Genomic DNA, 20,830 nt, shown 5'->3' with positions numbered 1-20,830 from the left:
CGGCATCGCGCGATCGCCGCAACAGGGCCGTTGCGGCCGCCGACGATGCAGGCATTTTAGTGCTCTATGGCAATAGCGGCCATCGGCGCGGGAATTGCAGCTGAACGCACGGTTTTTCGGCTATGGATCGAGCGAAAGCGACCGTTCGGCCGTTTTTCCCGCGGTTTCGTTGCGTGCGGCGAAGGGTTTTGCTAGTTATGGCGGCAAAGCAGTATCCATGGAGGGTCTCGTGCGACTTGCCAATCGTCCCGGCGCCGCGCTGTTCATCGCCTTATGCGCAAGCGCCTTGAGCGCCTGCGCGAGCGCACCGCCACCCTCGACACCGACGCCGGCCAAGGAGAGCGCCGCCATGTCCCAGTCGTCCGCCGTAAATTCCGTCCCCGCACCCGATGCCGAACAGATCGGCCGGCGCTTCCTGCGCCTGCTCGCCGATCTGGAAGATCGCGACGAACTCAACCTCGCCCGGATCGAGCAAGCCACCGGGGTCAAGCTCAAGCCCGGCCAGGCCGGTCCGTTCTATACCCACGACCTGGGCGCGGGCTGGTACTACCTGTTGCATTACGTCGACGGGTCGGCCGCGCTCAAACGCGGCGTGGGCCTGGAGTTCGGCCATCGCGGCGAAACCGCCGGCGATGCGCGGGCGATCTGCGTGCTGGGATTCCAGGACTATCACCAGCAACTGCGCGCCATGGGCTTCCGCGATACGCCGACCTACGGCGAGATCGGCCAATTGCTCGACTGGCGCTACCAAAAAGGCGATATCACCCTGGCGGTGTCGCTGTGGCCGCAAGCGGACGAGAATGCACGCGCCTGCGTGAAATCGATCGCGACCCTCAACTGAGCACGGAGGCTCGACCATGATCACGCCCAACCGCGAACTGTCCGCGGCGATCGTACGGTTCGAACAGCAACCCGGGGTCAGCGCGCAACAAGTCGCGCAACTGCGCGCGGCGCTGAGTTCCGATGAAGGCATGCTGCGCGATCTCAATCAGGAAGCGCTGTCGGGACAATTGCGCGGCTTCGCGGTGCAACCGGCGACCGCGACGCCGCCGAGCCTGATCGGAAGCTACGACCTCGCCAGCGGCGTGGTCACGCTGCCGGCGGCAAGCTTTCAAGCCACCGGCACCGCCGCCAGCCCGGATCTGCGCGCGGCGATCCAGGTGCAGGAAATGTCCGTGCGTTTCGGCAACAGCCGTTACGCCGACCCGAGCAATCCGGCGGCCACGCTGCCGGTGACCCAGGACATGCTCAACAATCTGCAAGGCACCATCAACGGCTCGCCGGCATTGGCGGCGGAAGTGAAACGCGCCGCGACCATGCGCGATCCCGGCGACGTCACCACGCCGACTCGCAACCATCTGGAGAACTTCGGTTTCATCTCGGGCATCAGCGCAGGCGGTACCTACGACGGTCCCGACAAGACCATGCGCTTGCCGGCCGCGCGTCTGCAATCGCCGCCTGCCGGCCAGTACGACGCGACGGATATGAGCTTCGTGCTCGGCCATGAGATCGAACACGGCTTCAACTATCCCCGCAGCCGCCAGGCCAACAACGCGCTGCACACCGGCGCACAAGCGGTCGCCGCGCAACCCGGCGTGGTGCACGATTACACCGGCACCATTCGCACATTCATACAGGACAGCCGCAACGACGAAGCCGAGGCCGAGATCGCCGGCTGGAACGCGGCGCTGAGCCGGCTCAAGCAGACCAATCCCTCGGCCAATCTGGCCGACATGCTCAACACCGGCAATCCGCGCATGCTCGATTTCGTCGAGCGCGATCCAGCCACCAACACGGTGCGGGCGCTGGTCGCGCCGCCTGGGCAACCCCAGTTGACCTTCAACGCCGACGGCACGATTACGGCGACCGCCGACAACGTCGCGGCGATGGGGCGGCAGTATTTCGATCGCCCGCCGGTGACGCCGGGACCGGCGGTGCCGGGCCAGCGCCCGTTGGCGGTGGGCGAACGCGGCTCCTCGGACTATCCCAACTACTACGGCGCGCACGCGATCGAAGTCGCGATCCAGGCCGAGCGCACACACGCCGCGGCGCATCCGGGCGTGACCCATCGCATGACCGTCAACATGGCCGGCCTGAACTTGAGCGAGAACCTGCTCGAGCGCGAAGGCATCAATATCCGCACCAACCCCGCCACGCCGCAGCCTTACTACGACAGCGGCCAGACGCCACCGGCGCTGCACCACTTCAATCACACCCAGAACGGCAGCGTGAATCCGGCGCACGATCACCAACATGTGCCGATCATGCCCGCGCCCGACGCGGCCCATTCGCCGACGACGAGTTCGTCGCTGGACGCGCTGTCGCCGAACGACCGGGCGATGCATGCGCGCATCCGCGAAGGCATCGCCGCATCGGTGCCCGACGAAGCGGTCACGCGGGCGGTGCAGGCCGCCAAGCTGCAGGGCATCGAACGGCCCGAGCAGATCGCCTCGTCGGCCTTGGTCAACGACCGGTTGTGGGTATCGAGTACCGTGCCCGGCTTCGTCGCCAGCGTGGACGTGAACGCGAGAACGACGGGGCAGGAAGCGAGCGCGCAAACGCCCGCGCAGAACGATCAACGCGAGCGCGCGGCCGCGCAGCAACCCGCGGAAACACAGGAAGCGGCGCGCAGCGGACCGCGCATGTGAACCCGCGGCGATACGCCGCGGCGGGCATCGATTCGACTTCCGCGCGGCGCGACGACCGCGCCTCGACGCGCGCTAGCGCGATCGGCGGCTCAGTCCACCCGGCAATCCAGATTCAAGTCGGCCCGCTCACCGTTGCTCTGATCGGAGAAGATGAAGCGCAAGGAGTTTTTTGCGTCGCTCGCGGCAGCGTGTAAATCGCACCGATCGCGTGAAGCGCACGGTAGCGGCGATCGTGCCGACTTCGCTTGTGGGCAAACGCTCGCTGACAACGGGCCGGCGCCGCAGTGAAGTATTCGAGCGATGGATGTGCTTTAAGCGCTCGTTATGCGGACACACGCACGTCGACGACGTGGCGCTCATATCGTCGAGCGATTGATTCCGGGAGGCGCAACGCGCGCGAGTCGCGGCATCGCGTGCGCGAATGCGTTCGGTCGAAGGCGATTGGGAGTGTGTCCGGAACCCGCTCGGCCTTCGGATGATCGGCCGGGCGGATGCTTTTCTCGGGTTCACGTGGTGCCGCTTGTCCGAATCGAACGGACGACCGCTCGCTTACAAGGCGAGTGCTCTACCAACTGAGCTAAAGCGGCAAGGATGCGATGAAGCTGTCGCGTCGGCGATCCGGTCCCGGATCGGCTACGACCGGCGCATTCTATCGCGCCGGCGTCTCAAGGCGACAGCGCGACGATACCGCGGCACGATCCGCGCCCGAATGGCCCAGGTTCAGCCCAGTCCCGCGCAAGAACGTCCGCGCCAGCGCGAAGCGCCCGCGGCGCGGCGCAGGTCGTCGCCGTTGGAGGTGGTGGTGGCGACGTCGATCCAGGTCGCGCCGCCGGCGGTCTCGCCCAGCGCTTCCACCCGCACCGCGAAACCGGCGGCGCTGAGTTCGGCGCCGCGCTTGCGTGCCGATCCTTCGCCGCGGAAACGGCCCAGGGCGATGGCATTGGCCTCGGCGCCGCTCATCACGAACAGATCGTTGAAGCCCGCCGCGCGGATGCGCTGCGCGGTGGCTTGCGCCGCGTCGGCATTGGCGGTCGGCAGATACACCCGCCAGCCGCGCGCGCTCTTGCTGCCGCCGCCTTCGCTGCGGCTGGCCAGTTTTTGCGCCAACGGCTGCAGTTTCGCCCGCGCCGCGTCGGCGGCCGCGGCGTCGGCGAACGGCCCGACGCTGAAGCATTGCGCCTTGGCGGGCGGTTCGGGCACGGGCAACGGCGGGGCCGCGGCGGCGGTCGCGGCCGGCGGTGTCGGTTTGGCGGGTTCGGGTGGCGGCGGCGCCACCGGCGCATCCGCCGTGGGTTTGGCCGCCGAGACGGGCGCGGTTTCCGGCGTGGACGGCGTCGCGGCGGGCGCGTTCGATACGACGGAAGCCGGTGCGGCGTTGGGCAATGCCACGACACTGCCCGCGGCCGGGCTGGCCGCGCCGCGCGTCTCGTCGACCAGCTTGAGCCGGGCCACGCCGAGCGGCGGCGCCGGCTCGACCACCGGCGCCGGCGCGGGACGCGCGATCCACCACGCGGCGACGCCGAGGTTGAGCACGATCAGCAGAACGATGAGGGCACGAACGAGCATGCGGGGATTCTAGCCTGCCCGATCGGCGCACCGCTCAGGACGAAGTTTCGATTCCGGCCCAGATCGCGAGACCTTCCAGCACCAGTGTCGGCGCCGCGATCGGCGCGGGCAACGCGGCGGCCAGCGCATCGCTGCCGCCGCCGTGCAACAGCAACTGCGGCACGGTGCCGAGTTTGAGCTTGGCCGTGGTCAGGCTGCGTTCGATCAGCGCCAAGGCGGCACCGTCGCAGCCCGAGGCCAGCGCGTCCTCGGTGTCGGAGGCGAACGACAGGCGCTGACCGCCGTGTTCGGGCAGTTGCGGCGCGCGGCCGTGCAGGGCCTCGCGCATCAGCGTCGGCGACGGCGCGATCAGGCCGCCGTGGTGCAGGCCGTCGGCATCGATCAGATCGATGGTCAGCGCGGTGCCGACGCCGCAGATCAACGCCGCCCCGTCGCCGCGCGCATGCGCTCCGAGCAGGGCGAGAAAACGGTCGACGCCGAGCTTGCGCGGTTCGGCATAGGCGATGCGCACGCGGCCGAAACCACTGAGTTCGAAACGCGGCTGGGTGCGCGCGATCGCGATCCGTCCGCAGCGCGCACTCAAGGCCTGCAACACCGCCATGCGCTGGGCCGGATGGGCGACGCTGGCCAGATAGGCCACCTCGATCCGCTCCGGCGGCAAGGCCTGGGCCAATGCCGCGGCGATGTCCTCCTCGCGATGCGGCAGCGCCAGCGCCGCGCCTGGACGGCCGTCGGCGCGCAATGGCGCGCACTTGAGCCGGGTATTGCCCAGATCGAACAGCCACGCGCTCATCGCGGCGCTCCCGCGGCGCGCCGCACGCTGATTTCGCCGGCGTGAAAGCGGCGTTCCTCACCCGATTCCAGGCGCACCCGCAGCGCGCCGTCGTCGGCCAGACCGACCGCGGTGCCGCAGTGCTCGGCATCGGCGCCGTGCACGGTCACCGCCTGCCCGGCCAGCACGTCGAAGGCGGCATAGCGTTCGATGAAAGGCGCCAGGCCGGCAGCGTCGAATTCGTCCAGCGCCGGCAGCAGTCGATCCAACAGCGCCGCGGCCACCGTGTTGCGCGACAGCGGTCGTTCGCCCAACAGCGCGGCCAGGTCGCACCAAGGCTGATCGATCTGCGCCGCGGCGGCCTCCGGCATGCGCACGTTGAGGCCCAGGCCGATCACCGCGCGCGCCGGGCCGGCGTATTCGCCGCCGCCTTCGATCAACAGGCCGCCGAGTTTGCGCAGGCCGGTGCCGTCGGGCACGACCAGATCGTTCGGCCATTTCAATCGCACATCGGCGAAGCCCAGGCCGTGCAAGGTCTGCGCCGCGGCGATACCGGCGACCAGGCTCAAACCACCGAGCCGGGCCAGACCGCCGCCGAAGGAGCGCGCCAGCGACAGATACAGATGCGCGGCCAACGGCGAAGCCCAGACCCGTCCGCGCCGGCCGCGGCCGCCGGTCTGGCGTTCGGCCAGCAACGCGGCGGCGCCATGCGCGGGAGTCGGTCGGCGCAGCAGTTCGCTGTTGGTGGAATCGATACTCCAGGCCACGTCGAGTTCGGCCAGACGGCCGCGCGTGTCCGCGGCCAGGGCCGTGGCGATCGCCTCGGCATCGAGCAGATCCAACGGCTGCGACAAGGCATAGCCGCGACCGGGCTTGGCTTCGATCGCCACCCCGGCTTCGCGCAGGGCCTGGATCCGCTTCCATACCGCTGCGCGAGTCTGGCCGGCGGCGCCGGCCAGCGCGTCGCCGGTGGCCGGACCCGCGATCAGGTGTTGCAGCAAAGCGCGATCGTCCATCAGCTCCGGCGCCAACGATGCAGCAGACGCGCCCGAGCGAAGCGCGATTCGGTCCTGGCGCGCAGACGCGCCAGATTGCCGCGATGGGTGAACACGATCAGCGCGGCCGCGGTCAGCGCGAACCACAGCCGCGGCGCGCCGGCATCGCTCAACCACGCCAACAGCGGCAGGCTCAGCGCGGCGATCACCGTCGCCAGACCGACGTAACCGCTGGCCAGCAGCACCACGCCCCAGATCAGCACCAGCACCGGGACCGCGAACGGCCACAGCACCAGCAACGCGCCGACCAGGGTCGCCGCGCCCTTGCCGCCGCGGAAGCCGTGCCAGATCGGCCAGACATGCCCGAGCACCGCCGCGAACGCGGCCAGATAACCATGCGCGGTCACCGACCAATCGGCGCCGACCGGCGCATAACGCAGCGCCAGCCACGCCGCCAGCGCGCCCTTGCCGATGTCGATGACCACCACGCCGAACGCGAAGCGCAGGCCCTGAGTGCGAAAGGCATTGGTGCCGCCGGCGTTGCCGCTGCCCTGCTGGCGGATGTCGACGCCGCGCAGTTTGCCCAGCAGCAGACTGCCCGAGAGCGAGCCGATCGCATACGCGGCGACCAGCAACAGCACCGACAACGGCGCCACGGCGGTGGCGACGGACAACGGCGGAATCAGGGCGGCGAACGGCATGCGCGGATTATGCGGGAGGACGGGCGGATTCGAACCTGGCGCGCCCGCAACGGGATGGTGCACGGGCGGCGGCTGGAGTCGGGGCTGAAAGCCCCTCCCACAAAAGACTTCGCGGCATTCGAATCTGGCGCGTCATGCGACCCAAAAGCGTGGGGCAGCCTGTATCTCCGCGCAGGCCATGAGGTCTTTTGTGGGAGGGGCTTTCAGCCCCGACTCGATCCACCCGCAGCGACGCCCCCGCCGAGCGCCCGTCCCGATCTAAGCCGCGCCATCCGCCACCGGCTGCAACGACACCAACAAGGCGCCCCGCCCCGCGTGCGCGCCCAGCGCCGGGCCGGTCTCGACCAGCCAGGCCTGTTCCAGGTCCAGGCGCCGGCGCAGCGCTTCGAGCAAGCGCTCGCCGTCGACGCGGGCATCGCAATGCCCGGCGATCACCCGCCAGCGCTGGCCGCGCGGCGTGCGCTTGGCGATGTAGCGGGCGAAAGCTTCCGGCGCACCGGCCTTGGCGAACACGCCGCCGCTGACGCCCAACCGCCCTTCGGGCTTGACCTTCGCGATCGGGGTCAGCCCGGTGAATTTCACCAGCGGCCCGGCCCAGGGCGGTATGCGGCCGCCGCGCACGGCATGCGAAATATCCCGCGCCATCGCCCAGGTCGTGGTCAGCGGCCGCAATCGCTCCAACTCGGCGACGATCGCCGCCATCTCGATCCCGTCCGAGGCCAATTCGGCCGCGCGCCACGCCAGCAAGGCCTGCCCACCGGCCGCATTGAAGGTGTCGAACACCCGCACCCGCGCCGCGTCGGAGCGCGCCGCGGCCTGCTCGCCGGCCTGCAAGGTGCCCGACACCGCACGCGACAAGCCCACGTACAGCACCTGGCTGCGATGCCCCAGCAAGAACTCGAAGGCGCGGCGGAAATCGCCGGGCGGCGGCTGGCTGGTGCGCGGCAGATCGGCGGCGACGGCCATGCGCCGATAGAACTCGGCCGTGGCCAGGCCGATCTTGTCGAGATAATCGCGTCCGTCCACCGACACCCGCACCGGCACCACGTGCAGGCCATAACGTTCGGCCAACTCATCGGGCAGGTCGGCCGCGCTGTCGGTGACCACCGCGACCCGCTGCACCCGTTCGACCGTGCGCTGCTGGGCCAGCATGTCGTCGGCCTTCATCGCATCCACCGCGCCGTAGCGCGCGCAGACGTCGAACAAAGCCTGGGGCGAGGCGACATGGCCGTGCACGCGCAGACGCGCGCCGCCACCGGCCAGCACCAGCGAGTCGGCGCCGATCGCTTCCAGCGCGTCGCGCAGCGCATCGCGCGGCAGGTCGCTGCCGATCAGCAGGCATTCGCTGCACCAACGCCGGTGCGGATCGACCGCGTCGTGCAGCATCGGAATCTGCGCATCGCCCGCGCCGTGCGCATGGTCGGCACAGGCCTCGTTCGCCGCCGCGTCGGCGCCATGCACGCGCAGCGCGCGCGGGCCGCCATCGACGAATTCGGCGATGCCTTCGAGCAGATCGACGAAGCCCTGTGCGCCGGCATCGACCACGCCGGCCCTCTGCAACAAAGCCATCTGTTGCGGCGTGCGCGCCAGCGCATGGCGCGCGCGGCTCAGTGCGGCGGCGAAGCCGGGCCTGGGATCGCCGTCGGCGCTCGCGCGGGCGGCTTCGTCCAAGGCGTCGGCGAAGGCATTGATGACGCTCAGGATGGTCCCCTCAACCGGATGCGCCAGCGCCGCGCGCGCATTGGCCGCGCCGTGGCGCACCGAGGCCGCCAGCGTCGTGGCGTCCAGTTCGGGCTGGGCGCGGGCATGCTCGGCCACGCCGTACAGGAACTGGGCCAGGATCGCCCCGGAATTGCCGCGCGCGCCGTCGATGGCGTCGTCGCCGATGCGCTTGAGCAACTCGCCGATGTGTCGGCTGCGCCGGCTCAGTGCCCCGTTCAGCAGACTGGCGAAGGTATGGGCGAGGTTGTTGCCGGTGTCGCCGTCGGCGACCGGGAACACGTTGATCCGATTGAGCACGTCGCGGTCGGCGATGACCCGCCGGGCACCCGCGATCAGGGCCCGGCGCAACGCCGGGGCGGTCAGGGGCAGTCGGGCGGTCGGCATGGGCCGAGTCTGGCGCAAACCTGAGCGGGCGCTTGTTGCGACGCAACACGGCCGACCGGCCCGAGACGCCGGATTCGGTATGACTTTCGCGTTATAGTCGGCAATCGTTCACGGCCTTCCGGTCGCGCCGACCCCCAAGGATTCCGCCATGTTACGGATCTGTCTGTGCCTGCTGTTCGCGTTCGCCAGCTTGGCCGTCGCGGAGGTCAGCGCACGCGAGGTCAACAAGCTCAGCCCGAACGACGCGTGCTCCAACAGCGCCGAACCGCGCAAGGACACCGCCGCTCGCGGCAACGGCCGCGGCGCCCCGCCGCCGACGGCGCGCGACACCAAGGCCAAGCCGAGCATGCACAGCGACTCGGAAAGCAACAACCGCATGCAGTCGCCGCGCTGGCACAATTTCCTGCCGGGCATGTTCCGCTGATTCGATCGGCCTGATTCGATCGGCCTGATTCGATCGGCTTGATTCGATCGGCTTGATTCAACCGATCCGGCTCCACTCGCTTCGCAGTAAGACCGTCTTGTTCGAATTTCTGCACCGCTTGCGGCGCCCGCCCGCCGCTATCGCCGATCCTGTCTGGCGCGACACCGTCGCAGCCTTGCCGTGGGCGCAGGCGCTCGACCCCGAACGTCGCGAACGCCTGCGCGGACTGGCCGCGCGCTTCCTGCACGAGAAGACCATCAGCCCGATCGGTGAACTCGAGTTGAGCCAGGTCCAGCGCGCGCAACTGGCGACGCTGTGCTGCCTGCCGCTGCTGGAGTTCGGCGCCGAGGGCCTGCGTGGCTGGTCGCAGTTGATCGTCTATCCCGATGCGTTCCGGGTAAACCGCAGCCACACCGACGCGGCCGGCGTGCTGCACGAATGGCAGGACGAATTGATCGGCGAGTCCTGGGACGCCGGCCCGCTGATCCTGTCCTGGGCCGACGTGCTCGCCGATTGCGAGGATCCGCGCGCCGGCTTCTGCGTGGCCACCCACGAGATGGCGCATAAGCTCGACACGCTCGACGGCCTGCTCGACGGCACCCCGCCGTTGCCGCGTCCTTGGCAACGCCAATGGGCGCGCGATTTCCAGCGCGCTTACGACGGTTTCATCGAGGAAGTCGACAGCGGCCGCGAGACCTTGATCGATCCCTACGCAGCCGAAGCACCGGAAGAATTCTTCGCGGTGGCCACCGAATACCACTTCAGCGATCCGCGGCTGTTGCGCGAAGCGATGCCCGAGGTCGCCGAGCATCTGCAGCGCTTCTACGGTCCCTCGCCGTTCGCTTGAACTTCGCCGTTCGCGCAGGCCCCGAGTCTTTTGCAGGCCACGAAGTCTTTTGTGGGAGGGGCTTTCAGCCCCGACGCTTTTCGCCACGTCAGACGAATCGAAATTCCTGATCGAAAACCGTCGGGGCTTTCAGCCCCTCCCACAAAAGACTTCGGAACCACGCCGCATCGTGCGATGACGGCGTCAGCGAGCGGCGCGCCTACGACAACGCCGCTTACAATCCCGGCGGCAACTTCACTTCGAAACGGGTACCGCCCAGTTCCTGCGAAGGCGTGACGTCCAAGGTGCCGCGATATCCGCGCACCAGATCCAGCACGATCGCCAGGCCGATGCCGTGGCCTTGCACGCGTTCGTCGCCGCGCACGCCGCGCTGCAGGATGGTGGCGACCTTCTCCGGCGCGATGCCCGGGCCGTCGTCGTCGACCGCCAGCAGCAGTCCCGGACGCCGGTTGGCCGCGACTTCGCCGGGCTTGACCGTCAACAACACACGCGAGCTGGCCCACTTGAACGCGTTTTCCAGCAGATTGCCGAGCAGTTCCTGCAAGTCGCCGGGCTCGCCGTGGAATTGCACGCCGTCGGCCAGATCGAACTCGCACAAAATGCCCTTGGACGAGTAGACCTTCTCCAGCCCGCGCACGATTTCCTCGGCGTGCGATTCGATCGCGATCGGCGCGGCAAACAAGGCGTGCCCGCCCGAAGCCGCGCGCGCCAGCTGGTAGGAGACCAGATCGTTCATGCGCCGCAACTGGATATCGACGTCCTCGCGCAATTCCGGATCGATCGGCACCTGGCCGTTCTGATCGTCCAGGCGCGCGCGCAACACCGCCAGCGGCGTTTTCAGGCTGTGGGCGAGATCGGCCAGGGTGTTGCGCTGGCGGTCCAGATTCTCGCGCTCGCTTTCGATGAAGGCGTTGATGCTTTCGGTCAGCGGCTCCAGCTCGCGCGGATGGCGCTCGCTCATGCGCGAGGCCAGGCCGCGCTGCACGCGCTTGAGCTCCTCGATCACGCGTTTGAGCGGACGCAGGCTCCACTGCATGATCAGCGCCTGCAGCAGCAGCAAGATCACGCCCGCGCCGCCCAGATAACGCCACAACGCCTGACGGAACACCGCGACCTGATGGCGCAGCGCGCTGGTGTCTTCGAGGATGTAGATCGTGTACTGGAACTCGGACTTGGAATCGCCGTCGACGCTCCAGATCAGGCCGCGACCGTAGCGGTAGGCCTCACCGGAGCGGCCGCTGATCTCGGTCAGCGGCAACGGGCCTTCGAAGGTTTCCTCGGTCGGCTTGAGCATGCCGCCGTCGGGCAGCACCGGACCCTGGGCCGACATCGAGTCCCAATGGCCGTTGGGCAGAATCACCTCGGCGTACAGGCCGCTGCCGGGCCGGTCGAAACGCGGATCGGGCGGGTCGTAGGGCGGAATGATCTCGCCGCCGCGGCCGAAATCGGTGTCGGCGGCATAGGCCAGCGCGTAGCTGGTCAGGCGTTGGCGCAGGTTGGTTTCGGCGGTTTCCAGGAACGCCCGGTCCAGCGCTACGCCGGCCAGGGCCAGGAAAGCGAGCAGGCCGAGGCTGGCGGCCAGCAGCTGGCGCGCGCGCAACGACCGGGGCTGTCCCCAGCTCATGGCGTCGGGCGGGCCATCCGGCCCGCATCGGTGGGAGGCGCGGGCCTCATGGATCGGAAAAACTCCTGGGTAACGCTCGCCGCAAGCGTTGCGGCCTAGTAGATCGCCGCCGCGCGCGGGCTGTCAACGAACGGTCGGGCGAAGATCGGCGGCGACGGGCTCGCGGCTCAGTCGCCGCTGCGCGGGATGGCGAAACGGTAGCCGCGGCCGCGCACGGTCTCGATCGGCTTGAGCGCGCCGTCCGGGTCGAGCTTCTTGCGCAGACGGCCGATGAAGACTTCCAGCACGTTGGAATCGCGGTCGAAGTCCTGCTGATAGATGTGCTCGGTAAGGTCGGCCTTGGACACCAATTCGCCGGCATGCATCATCAAATATTCCAGCACCTTGTACTCATAGCTGGTCAGATCGACGTTGCCGCCGTTGACGCTGACCGTCTGCGCGGCCAGATCCAGCATCACCGGGCCGCATTCCAGGGTCGGCTTGCTCCAGCCCGCGGCGCGGCGCACCAGCGCATTGAGGCGCGCCAGCAGTTCTTCGACGTGGAAGGGCTTGACCAGATAGTCGTCGGCGCCCTGCTTGAGGCCCTCGACCTTGTCCTGCCAGCTCGAACGCGCGGTGAGGATCAGCACCGGAAACTTCTTGCCCTCATCGCGCAGGGCCTTGATCAGCTCCATGCCCGACATCTTGGGCAGGCCCAGATCGATGATGCCCAGGTCGAACGGCACCTCGCGGCCCATGTACAGGCCCTCCTCGCCGTCTTGCGCGGCATCGACCGCGAAGCCCTCGCGCTTCAGACGCGCAGCCAGGGTCTCGCGCAACGGCGCTTCGTCTTCGACCAGCAGAATTCGCATGGGCACTCCCTTGATGATTTGCAGCCCGACAGGACGTTTTTGTGGACCGTCGGTGCGAAGGTTAGTCGTTGTCGTTGTCTTCGCGGCGTGTAGGGCGGTCGTCGTCGCGGTCGCGACGCCCCCGCTGCTGCGGGTCGTCCATGAAAACCCGGACCCGGCCGCTGGAATCGACCACCTTGACCCGGTTTACGTCGCGCCCGTCGAAAGGGATGCGCTCGGCGCTGAGCACCTGGCCGCCGCCGCTTTCGCGCGCGGTACGGCGAATCGACTCGGGCAGCGAACCGCCCTCACGGCGATCGTGGCCACGCCAAGGCTGGCCGCCGTCCTCGCGCTGCGCCCACACGGTACCGGCCGCCGCCAGCGAGGCGGCGAACAGGAGCGAGGACAGGACGCGGGCGGACCGGATGCTCATGGCGTTCGAGGATGACCTCAGCGGAACAATAATGTGGCGAACGTACAACGTGCAGGCATTTTCGGAACGTAGCGGTGAATCCGATCTGAACTTTTCCGCCGCATCCCAGCCGCCATTCAGTCCGGGCGGACCCCGATCACACGTTGGCACCGCCGCCGCCGGGTCGCCAGCGGTCAAAAGATCTCGCCCACGCAGCAGCGCAGCGAGCCGCCGCCGGCCTCGATCGCGTCCAGCTCGACCGTGGACACGGCGAAGCCGGCCGAGGCCAGCGCGGCCTGGGTGGACGGGCTCAGCGAGCGGCCGGCCGCCGCGCTCATCCACAGCCCATAGGTCGACAGGGCGATCGAATTGGCGGCGAAAGCCGCATGTTCGGCCGCCGACAGGACGATCCCGTTGGGCGCGTAGAAGCCGGCGATGGCCGTGGCCACGGCCGGATCGGCGAAACCGCCCGGGCAGACCAGCGCGGCTCGCCCGGCCAGCACCGCCAGAACCACGTTGGTGTGGTACTCGCCGGGGGCCAGATCGAACATCAGGGTCGCGCGCAGGCCCAGGGCCCGGTGCATCAGCCGCGCGCCCTGCTCGTCGCAGCGCTCGGACAGGCCGGCGAAGCCGAGCCCGCGGGCGCGGTCGATCACCAGCGCGCCGGTGAGCTCGCACGGATGCGGCTGATGCGACAGGTCGGCTTCCTCGTAGCCCAGCACCTGGCCGAAAAAGCCGCGGATGTCCTCGCGCTCGGCTTCGCGCTGGCGCACCGGATGGCGCATGCGCCCGACCAGATAGCGCGGACCGGTGGACTGGCTGCTCGTGGTGGCGAAAACATTGTTGGGGAACAGTGCGTCCGGAGTGTCCGGATCTCCGGCGAAGCAGACCGTGGGCAGGGTCGCCGACAGCTGCCGGTGCAGTTCGCGGTGCTGAGCGCTGGCGCGGTCCGGGTCGAACGCGGCCGCCTGCGCCATATACCGGTTGTCGCCGGCCGACTGCTCGGCCCGGGCGAAGCCGTCGGGCGCGACCAGAAACGCGGCGCGCGCGATGGCGGCGCCGAAATCCGCAGCCATGCCGCGGGCGTGATCGAAGAAAGCGTGCAGATCGCGGGTGATCATCGCAGTCGGCTCAGGCCATCGAGAGATGAGGAAGCGTGCCCCGCCCGGTTGCGGACCGGCACGGCGGCTTCAGGCGGCATCGCGCGCGGCGAAGGATTCGGTGACCGCCAGCGCCTGCTCGATCAGCGACCAATCCGCGCCGGGCTTGTGCGAACCCTCGCTGAGAATCTGCCGGAACGCGCGCCCGCCGCGCTCGCCGTGGAACAGGCCGAGCATGTGCCGGGTCATGTGCTTGAGAAACACGCCGCGCTCAAGCTGTCCTTCGACATAAGGGCGCAGCGAGCGCAGCAATTCGGCGCGACCGCGCAGTTCGCCGCCGAACCAGGCGGTGTCCAGGCGATGCAGCACATACGGCTCGTGGTACGCCGCCCGGCCGAGCATCGCGCCGTCGGTGTGGTCCAGATGCGCGGTCGCCTCTTCGGGCGTGGCGATGCCGCCGTTGACGATCACCTGCAGTCGCGGCCGCTCCTGCTTGAGCCGGTACGCCCAGTCGTAGCGCAGCGGCGGCACTTCGCGGTTTTCCTTCGGCGACAGGCCCTTGAGCCAGGCGTTACGGGCGTGCACGACGAACATCGCGCAACCGGCCGCCGCGACCTGGTCGATGAAGGCGAGAAACACCTCGAAGCGGTGATCGTCGTCGACGCCGAGCCGGCACTTGACCGTCACTGGCACATCGCAGGCCTCGACCATCGCCGCGACCGACTCAGCCACCAGCGTCGGCTCGCGCATCAGACAGGCGCCGAAACGCCCGGCCTGGACCCGATCGGAGGGACAGCCGCAATTGAGATTGATCTCGTCGAACCCGCGCTCGGCGCCGATCCGCGCCGCCTGCGCCAGCAGCGCCGGCTCGCTGCCGCCCAGCTGCAAGGCCACCGGATGCTCGACCGGCTCCATCGCCAGCAAACGCGCGCGGTCGCCATGGATCACTGCGTTGGCATGGACCATTTCGGTGTAGAGCCGGGCGTGTGGGGCCAGGGTACGGTGGAAGACGCGGCAATGGGAGTCGGTCCAATCCATCATCGGGGCCACCGAAAGCCGGATCGCTTGTGAACTCAAGGTTTTTGCTATTTTTTCAATCACTTACAAAACCCGTCCTACCCCGTTGAGTCCCGCGAAATCCTGCTGAATCCGCCCCGCGATGTACCATTAGTGTACCAAGCACAGGGGTGGTACACCGGATGGCGACACTGCAAGCACGCGGCACCAAATGGCGAGCCATTGTCCGTCGAAAGGGCTTCAAGGCGGTAACCCGCACGTTCCCGACCAAGACCGCCGCCAAGGAGTGGGCCGAGCGCATGGAGCGGGATCTAGGCGCGCAAGAGGCCCGAGGGGGCGTCCGCGAATTCGACACGTGGACCGTCGCGGAGGTGGTTGATTGGTATAAACGCTACGTCAAGCCGCTGAAGAAGGTCAGCAAGACTCAGACCGGAAACCTGACCCGCGTAACCGAAGGGCTTGGACACCTCACGGCTAGCAAGCTGTCACCGGGCGACGTCGTGGAATACACGCGGAAACGCCGCCAGGGTGAGCACGTTTCGAAAGGTCAGGTGATACCCGCCGTTACCGGAGCAACGATGAACGTTGAACTCGGGTTCCTGGCTGAAATGCTTCGCCTTGCTTCGAGTCTTGGAAAGCTGAGCCTGTACCGAGATCATGACCCAGTCGCTGATGCACGCCCCACGCTGAAGCTGTTGAAACTGGTAGCCAAGTCGCGCAAGCGTGACAGACGCCCGACAGAAGACGAACTGAAGGCGATTAAGCAGCGCTTCGCCCAAAACGCGTGGCGCATGAAAATCCCGATGAACGACATCATCGATTTCGCAATTGGGACCGGCAAACGAGAGTCCGAAATAGTTCGACTAATGCGCAGCGACTTAGATGCCGAGACGCGAACCGCATTGTTGCGCGATGCGAAGCACCCACGAGATAAGGAAGGAAATCACCAACGGTTCCCATTACTCGGCAACATGTGGGAGCTGGTGCAGCGACAACCGAAGGGCAGCCCCGAAGTTTTCCCTTACGATGCAAACTCTGTCGGCACCGCATTCACCCGCTGCTGCGCGGCACTAGGAATCAAGAACCTGAAGTTTCATGACCTGCGCCACGAAGCCACGTCGCGCTTGTTCGAACAGGGCTATTCCATCGAGCAGGTCGCAGCCGTGACGTTGCACAAGAGTTGGAACGAGTTGAAGCGGTACACACAGCTACGCCCTGAAACACTCCACCGCGATGAAGTGGCTGATCTCCGGCGCAAGAAGGCTGCCTGAGGACGTTTTATTAGGATCGAAAGACACCAACACGGAGGGCACCAAATGTCTGCACGGCGGCCTGCAATGTTCCCTACTGCGGTTCGAATTGTTCTATTACTGATCGCCGGGCTATTTATTGCCTTCGGCGTACTTTCGTTGTTTGGCGTTCTGGATCGTGCGTGGTGGCTGAGTAATGCGGCCGCAATCGGAGGCCACTTGCTTACCGTGGCGGGGATCGTTGTAGGCGCACAGATGATCTTGCACCAAGTTAACCGGGGACACGAGGCGTCCTTGGCAGTTCAGCGCGAAGGCAAGCGAAACGAACTTCAACTAATCATCTACGAATCATTGAGCAGCCACGCTACCGCTGTTAACGAGGCGATTTTGGATGTTAACTCCTACCTAAGGCGTGGCGGATGGAGTATCGACACTCACCTCAGAAGCAGGGGCCGCGCCGGCCCGTTGACAGAGATTTCGCAAAGCGCCGAGGTACTAGTTGATCTACACGGCGACGCCGGGAAAGCCATAAGCGCGCTAATACGCGAAGTGGAAAAATGGGAGATATCGATTCCTAGGCTTGATGTGTTTCGATTCGCGCTGATTTCCGCCTCGCACGACACGAGAGAGGACTTCAACAGTTTGGTCCCCATAGCAGTCAGGCTGCTCCCTCGCCACGACATTGGCGACAACGTTAAGCAGATTTTTTATCCGGCGATAAACGAAGAACTGTTCCAACAGTACGAGCAGCACCGACTAAGCTTTGAAGAACACGCGAACGATCTGGTGTCGTATGTAATGGACCTTCGCGTCGAGGCGCAGAATCAACTCGTTTCCGGATTGTTTGAAGGGCGCCGCGCACCACACCGACAGCCTGAAGACCCATCAAAGATCGTAGTCACCACGAACGAGGCCGATTACGAGAGATTGACTCGTTTTTTTACGATTGAATCCGCGCACGGCAAACTCAGCCAAGAAGCAATCGCTAGCGTGCGCGAAATGCTAGCAAGCAGAAAGAATTAAGAAGGCATCGCCATGCCAGGAAATTCGAATATGAAAGCGATTTTTTGCCCTAACGAGGCCGCCTGGGGCGACATAGGTACCTGGGTGTCGGGAGTTGGCACGTGGGCCGCAATCGTAGTCGCAATGCTAGTCCCTCTATGGCTGCATTCACGGGAGCGGGAACGGGAGCGCAAAAAGTCCATATTCCGTGCCGAACTCGCGGCGATTGCCGCGGCGCCATCGATCCAAGAAGCTCATATGACCCTGAAGCTTCTTCGAGAGGTTGTTCCACGCATGCAACGTTTTCTAGAAGAAAGCGGCGTCCAAGCAGTTGCGAACGTACTCCTCATCAAGTGCGACCTTCCAACTGAGGACGACGTATTGAACTTCGAGAAACCGCTTGCTGTCGCGATAACAAATCTCAGGGCATCACTGAAACTGTATAACGGATGGGTAGAGGGCGCTGCCGAGACATTTCCGACAGCCGAATTTGGCCACTCATTCTTGAAGACAGAAAAAATAGACAACTTCCATTTGGTCATTGATCGAGAATTGCGCCAACTTGCTGAATTGCTTAACAGATACCTAAGCAAGCCCGTGGAGCTTCCGGAGACGTACAAATGGGAACATCCACTTGACATGACCGACTCAACGAAGCCGCAACAACCTTAAGAACATGACAAGTCATCACTACGTCCCGCAGTGGTATCAGCGCCGATTCCTCTCGGCGAATGAGACAAACCTGCACTACTTGAACCTCGATCCATGGAGAGAGGTCAATGGACGCCGCGTCCGCATGAGGGATTGCGAGCAATGGGGGACAAAGAAATGCTTTTGCTCCCCAAATCTCTATTCGGTCGACGTACCTGGTCGAAATCGCGACCTGTACGAAACGCTGTTCTTTGGCGAGGTCGATCGTCTTGGCGCTTTAGCGCTAGATGTGGTTGCAAGCAACCCCGCGCGAACTCCGATCAACCAAGATCACTTTGAGAATTTTTTCTCATATATGTCGGCGCAAACTCTACGCACGCCGAAGGGCCTAGCTTGGCTGAAGTCTTGGATGCCGGGAGCAGCGAATCACTTTCAAATCATGCGCGGACTAGAACAGTTTCGTGATCTGCGCTGCTTGGCTTGGTCCGAGGGGTTTCAAGACATTGTGTACACCAATGACCCCGACGCCGGATTCATCATTACAGATCACCCCGTCACGTCCTACAACAAGGCGTCATACTCCGGAGCAGCCGAATGCCGCCCCCCTAATGACCCTGGTGCGTTCTGGAAAGGGACTCAAACTATTTTCCCTCTCGATGCAAAAAGATGCTTAGTTCTTACTCATTCGGAGTACGCGCATAAGCCTGACATGCGCGCACAGTTAAAGCGGCCTCGCACTAATCCGCGTATGTATGGATTTTCTTTAGTTGCGACGCATCAAATAGAACATCGCGAGATCAATGCAGCCCAAGTTGCTGCGATCAACCTGATACTCAAAAAGCGCGCAACCCGCTACGTGGCAGCATCCCGCGAGGAGTGGCTGTTTCCTGAAACGGTCCACCCTCGAACACAATGGCCGGACCTCGGACGAACGCTCCTTCCAACAACCGCGTTATGGCGGAATACGGGGGAGACATATGCGCAGATGAATGACGGCAGGGTCATCAAAGCCGATGCTTTCGGACGTATGCCCAAGACACTTGAGGAGCAGCGACGAGCCGCCGAAGAGATCAAGAGAATGCGCGCCCAAGTAGAGCGGGCACTCTCGAACCATCGTGCCCGAGATGATGATTAATAAATAACTCGCCCCGCGACAGCACACGAATACAGTACCGACCCGGCCCGTATCCGCTATGCCCTAGAGTTCGAGGGTATCCCGGAACCGCCGTCATCTCCACGCAGTTCAATCAGAGCACGACGCCGTACCCAGCGACCTGGGTCTCCCCGTTCCTCGGGCTGCCATTACTCATCGTCCAGGACCTTGCCGGCGATGCCGAGCGCAAGATCGGCGCTAAGGGGGACGCGCGGCGCGATCACGACCCGGTTCGAACAAGGCTGGAAGGCATGGCGCCCGTCGAAGTCGCCCGCTCACAGCTCGAAATTGTGCAGACTTTGGCCGGAGCTATTGGGGTCCGGAACATTTGGGGGGGCATCGGAAATCGGTAACATGGGTAACGTGGACTCAGAGGCGCCACTTTCCCTAATATTGACAATGACTTACAGCGATGGGCGGCGGTAACCATTAGGGTAACTAGAAGGTAATTAATTACCTCTATATATAGGTAATGTCTTGACCTTAGCTCCCCCTTAAAAATCAACCACTTACTCACTGGTTACCGGCTGGGTTACCGAAAATTACCGCTCTGCGGTAACCTGAGAACCCGTTCTATATCAGTTGCTTAAGAGCTAAAAACGCGCCTTTCGGATGAGGTTACCGTTTTCCGATGCCCCCTCCCCATACCTGGGGAAGCGCCGCGATTTCCGCTCATCTCATCGACTGATCGAGCGTGCGGAATCGGCACCCGCCGCAGCCCCGAAGAACCGTCTTGCGTGCGTCTATTCGCGTCGAAAAAGTGCTCCCGCCGAGCGTAGCTATCGCCATTGCGGGCGGGACTCCCGGCCGCCTCTACGATTTGAGTCGAATGCCGCACAAGTAGCGGGAAGGCGTGGCGGGGTCTCGACCGCGCGCCAGCGCCTCTAGCTGCCCCGCACGCCCTCAGACGCAGTTCCGTGCGACTTGCGACACATAACTAGTCCCGTGAGGGGGGGCCTTACTCTCGCGTAGGAAAAATCCTATGCCAGCGGTACAGCCCATAGGCGATACTCGCTGCAATCCAGGACGGACACCGTAATGACGAGCGCAGCCGCCATGCAAACCAACACGCAGCGTGTTCCCAAGCAGGGGAAGTTCTTCATCATCGACACGGACATACGTGGCGAGGGTCCAGGACATGGCGTCGTGATCGCCAATGAACACAAGTTGCTGAGCCCACCCCGCTTAATTATTCGGCCGGAGAGCGGTGGGTTCCCGGCGATGCCAGAAAAACCTCATCTGGTTTATGACCCGGACGCAGGCGACATGCCTCGCGATCTTGAGGCTAGTCTGAGTGGATATTGGCTTGTCTCGGAGCCATTGAAGAACGTGCTAGAGACGGTCGATCCACAAGGCTTCGCATTCGTTGCATGCGACTTCACGCTCCCTGACGGGACACCTGGGCCTCAACGTTTCTTATGCGATGTCGTTCGCGAACTGGATGCCGTGGACGAAGAGCGCTCGCGACTCCGGGTCGTTATGAGTGATGAATACGACAACGGCAAATATTACCGCCTGGGAGGGAACGTCAATTTGGTGTTCAAGAGTGACGTGCTGGACGCCGCACACGTCTTCAGAACGCCATATTCAGGGGACTTCGTATTCTGCGACTGGGTGACGCGAAATTCACTTGGCGGACATGGATTTACTGGCATCCGCTTTATTGACATGACCAAGGATTGATTGGTCCTCGTCGCAAGTCCAGGCATCACATTTAGGCAGGGATACGCCG

At 65.1% G+C, this 20,830-nt stretch carries 19 protein-coding genes and 1 tRNA gene; 9 read left to right on the top strand and 11 right to left on the bottom strand.

All coding sequences use genetic code 11. The features are described 5' to 3' along the window. Positions 1 to 349 precede the first annotated feature (349 nt). The gene (locus ACTOWJ_RS20480; RefSeq protein WP_441336466.1) at positions 350 to 841 is read left to right on the top strand and encodes a hypothetical protein; all 492 of its coding nucleotides are present in this window, start codon (positions 350 to 352) and stop codon (positions 839 to 841) included. Between the two features lie 16 nt (positions 842 to 857). Then, complete coding sequence (locus ACTOWJ_RS20475) at positions 858 to 2,648, top strand: XVIPCD domain-containing protein (RefSeq protein WP_441336465.1); 1,791 nt, start codon at positions 858 to 860, stop codon at positions 2,646 to 2,648. Positions 2,649 to 3,159: 511 nt separating this feature from the next. Here the strand turns inward: ACTOWJ_RS20475 and ACTOWJ_RS20470 are convergent. The 6 genes from ACTOWJ_RS20470 to ACTOWJ_RS20445 all read right to left on the bottom strand — a co-directional run bounded on the left by ACTOWJ_RS20470 (position 3,160) and on the right by ACTOWJ_RS20445 (position 8,788). Further along, a tRNA-Thr gene (locus ACTOWJ_RS20470) sits at positions 3,160 to 3,235 on the bottom strand. A gap of 133 nt (positions 3,236 to 3,368) precedes the next feature. Beyond that, complete coding sequence (locus ACTOWJ_RS20465; protein WP_441336464.1) at positions 3,369 to 4,214, bottom strand: SPOR domain-containing protein; 846 nt, start codon at positions 4,212 to 4,214, stop codon at positions 3,369 to 3,371. 34 nt (positions 4,215 to 4,248) lie between these two features. Continuing rightward, a complete protein-coding gene (locus ACTOWJ_RS20460) occupies positions 4,249 to 5,007 on the bottom strand; it encodes a type III pantothenate kinase (protein WP_441336463.1) in 759 nt (252 codons plus the stop codon). Next, a complete protein-coding gene (gene birA, locus ACTOWJ_RS20455) occupies positions 5,004 to 6,002 on the bottom strand; it encodes a bifunctional biotin--[acetyl-CoA-carboxylase] ligase/biotin operon repressor BirA (RefSeq protein WP_441336462.1) in 999 nt (332 codons plus the stop codon). The genes ACTOWJ_RS20460 and birA overlap by 4 nt, the downstream gene beginning before the upstream one ends. Next, positions 6,002 to 6,682, bottom strand: coding sequence for a glycerol-3-phosphate 1-O-acyltransferase PlsY (gene plsY / locus ACTOWJ_RS20450; RefSeq protein WP_441336461.1), 681 nt, complete (start codon positions 6,680 to 6,682; stop codon positions 6,002 to 6,004). Before plsY ends, birA begins: the two co-directional genes overlap by 1 nt. A gap of 258 nt (positions 6,683 to 6,940) precedes the next feature. Further along, positions 6,941 to 8,788 carry a DegV family protein gene (locus ACTOWJ_RS20445; RefSeq protein WP_441336460.1) on the bottom strand — a complete coding sequence of 616 codons (1,848 nt, stop codon included), beginning with the start codon at positions 8,786 to 8,788 and terminating at the stop codon, positions 6,941 to 6,943. 148 nt (positions 8,789 to 8,936) lie between these two features. Between ACTOWJ_RS20445 and ACTOWJ_RS20440 the strand changes: the two genes are divergently transcribed. Further along, positions 8,937 to 9,212 (top strand): hypothetical protein, encoded by a 276-nt coding sequence (locus ACTOWJ_RS20440; RefSeq protein WP_441336459.1) that lies wholly within the window; start codon positions 8,937 to 8,939, stop codon positions 9,210 to 9,212. Positions 9,213 to 9,309: 97 nt separating this feature from the next. After that, positions 9,310 to 10,059, top strand: a complete 750-nt coding sequence (locus ACTOWJ_RS20435; RefSeq protein ID WP_441336458.1) for a zinc-dependent peptidase — start codon at positions 9,310 to 9,312, stop codon at positions 10,057 to 10,059. 214 nt (positions 10,060 to 10,273) lie between these two features. Here ACTOWJ_RS20435 and ACTOWJ_RS20430 read toward each other — a convergent pair whose 3' ends face one another. The 5 genes from ACTOWJ_RS20430 to dusA all read right to left on the bottom strand — a co-directional run bounded on the left by ACTOWJ_RS20430 (position 10,274) and on the right by dusA (position 15,126). Further along, positions 10,274 to 11,683 carry an ATP-binding protein gene (locus ACTOWJ_RS20430; RefSeq protein WP_441336457.1) on the bottom strand — a complete coding sequence of 470 codons (1,410 nt, stop codon included), beginning with the start codon at positions 11,681 to 11,683 and terminating at the stop codon, positions 10,274 to 10,276. Between the two features lie 167 nt (positions 11,684 to 11,850). Next, positions 11,851 to 12,534, bottom strand: a complete 684-nt coding sequence (locus ACTOWJ_RS20425) for a response regulator transcription factor (RefSeq protein ID WP_031372686.1) — start codon at positions 12,532 to 12,534, stop codon at positions 11,851 to 11,853. A gap of 61 nt (positions 12,535 to 12,595) precedes the next feature. Continuing rightward, positions 12,596 to 12,946 (bottom strand): hypothetical protein, encoded by a 351-nt coding sequence (locus ACTOWJ_RS20420; protein WP_441336456.1) that lies wholly within the window; start codon positions 12,944 to 12,946, stop codon positions 12,596 to 12,598. 173 nt (positions 12,947 to 13,119) lie between these two features. After that, positions 13,120 to 14,046, bottom strand: coding sequence for an arginine deiminase-related protein (locus tag ACTOWJ_RS20415; protein ID WP_441336455.1), 927 nt, complete (start codon positions 14,044 to 14,046; stop codon positions 13,120 to 13,122). Between the two features lie 69 nt (positions 14,047 to 14,115). Then, positions 14,116 to 15,126 carry a tRNA dihydrouridine(20/20a) synthase DusA gene (gene dusA / locus ACTOWJ_RS20410; protein WP_441336454.1) on the bottom strand — a complete coding sequence of 337 codons (1,011 nt, stop codon included), beginning with the start codon at positions 15,124 to 15,126 and terminating at the stop codon, positions 14,116 to 14,118. Between the two features lie 98 nt (positions 15,127 to 15,224). On the opposite strand from dusA, the gene ACTOWJ_RS20405 reads away from it, so the two are divergent. The 5 genes from ACTOWJ_RS20405 to ACTOWJ_RS20385 all read left to right on the top strand — a co-directional run bounded on the left by ACTOWJ_RS20405 (position 15,225) and on the right by ACTOWJ_RS20385 (position 20,781). Then, on the top strand, positions 15,225 to 16,313 hold the full coding sequence (locus tag ACTOWJ_RS20405; protein WP_441336453.1) for a tyrosine-type recombinase/integrase: 1,089 nt from the start codon (positions 15,225 to 15,227) through the stop codon (positions 16,311 to 16,313). A gap of 66 nt (positions 16,314 to 16,379) precedes the next feature. Then, positions 16,380 to 17,315: a hypothetical protein gene (locus tag ACTOWJ_RS20400; protein WP_441336452.1), complete on the top strand. Its 936-nt coding sequence runs from the start codon at positions 16,380 to 16,382 to the stop codon at positions 17,313 to 17,315. A 30-nt stretch (positions 17,316 to 17,345) separates the two neighbouring features. Beyond that, positions 17,346 to 17,966, top strand: a complete 621-nt coding sequence (locus ACTOWJ_RS20395; protein WP_441336451.1) for a hypothetical protein — start codon at positions 17,346 to 17,348, stop codon at positions 17,964 to 17,966. Between the two features lie 4 nt (positions 17,967 to 17,970). After that, positions 17,971 to 19,080 (top strand): DUF4238 domain-containing protein, encoded by a 1,110-nt coding sequence (locus tag ACTOWJ_RS20390; protein ID WP_441336450.1) that lies wholly within the window; start codon positions 17,971 to 17,973, stop codon positions 19,078 to 19,080. Positions 19,081 to 20,136: 1,056 nt separating this feature from the next. Next, entirely contained in the window at positions 20,137 to 20,781 is a 645-nt protein-coding gene (locus tag ACTOWJ_RS20385) for a DUF1629 domain-containing protein (RefSeq protein WP_441336449.1), read from the top strand. Positions 20,782 to 20,830: the final 49 nt, after the last annotated feature.

The organism is Lysobacter sp. CA199 (genome assembly GCF_052078715.1).
GTDB lineage: Bacteria > Pseudomonadota > Gammaproteobacteria > Xanthomonadales > Xanthomonadaceae > Lysobacter.
Note: the sequence above shows the minus strand (reverse complement) of the source record. Positions and strands in the feature narration are given on the sequence as shown.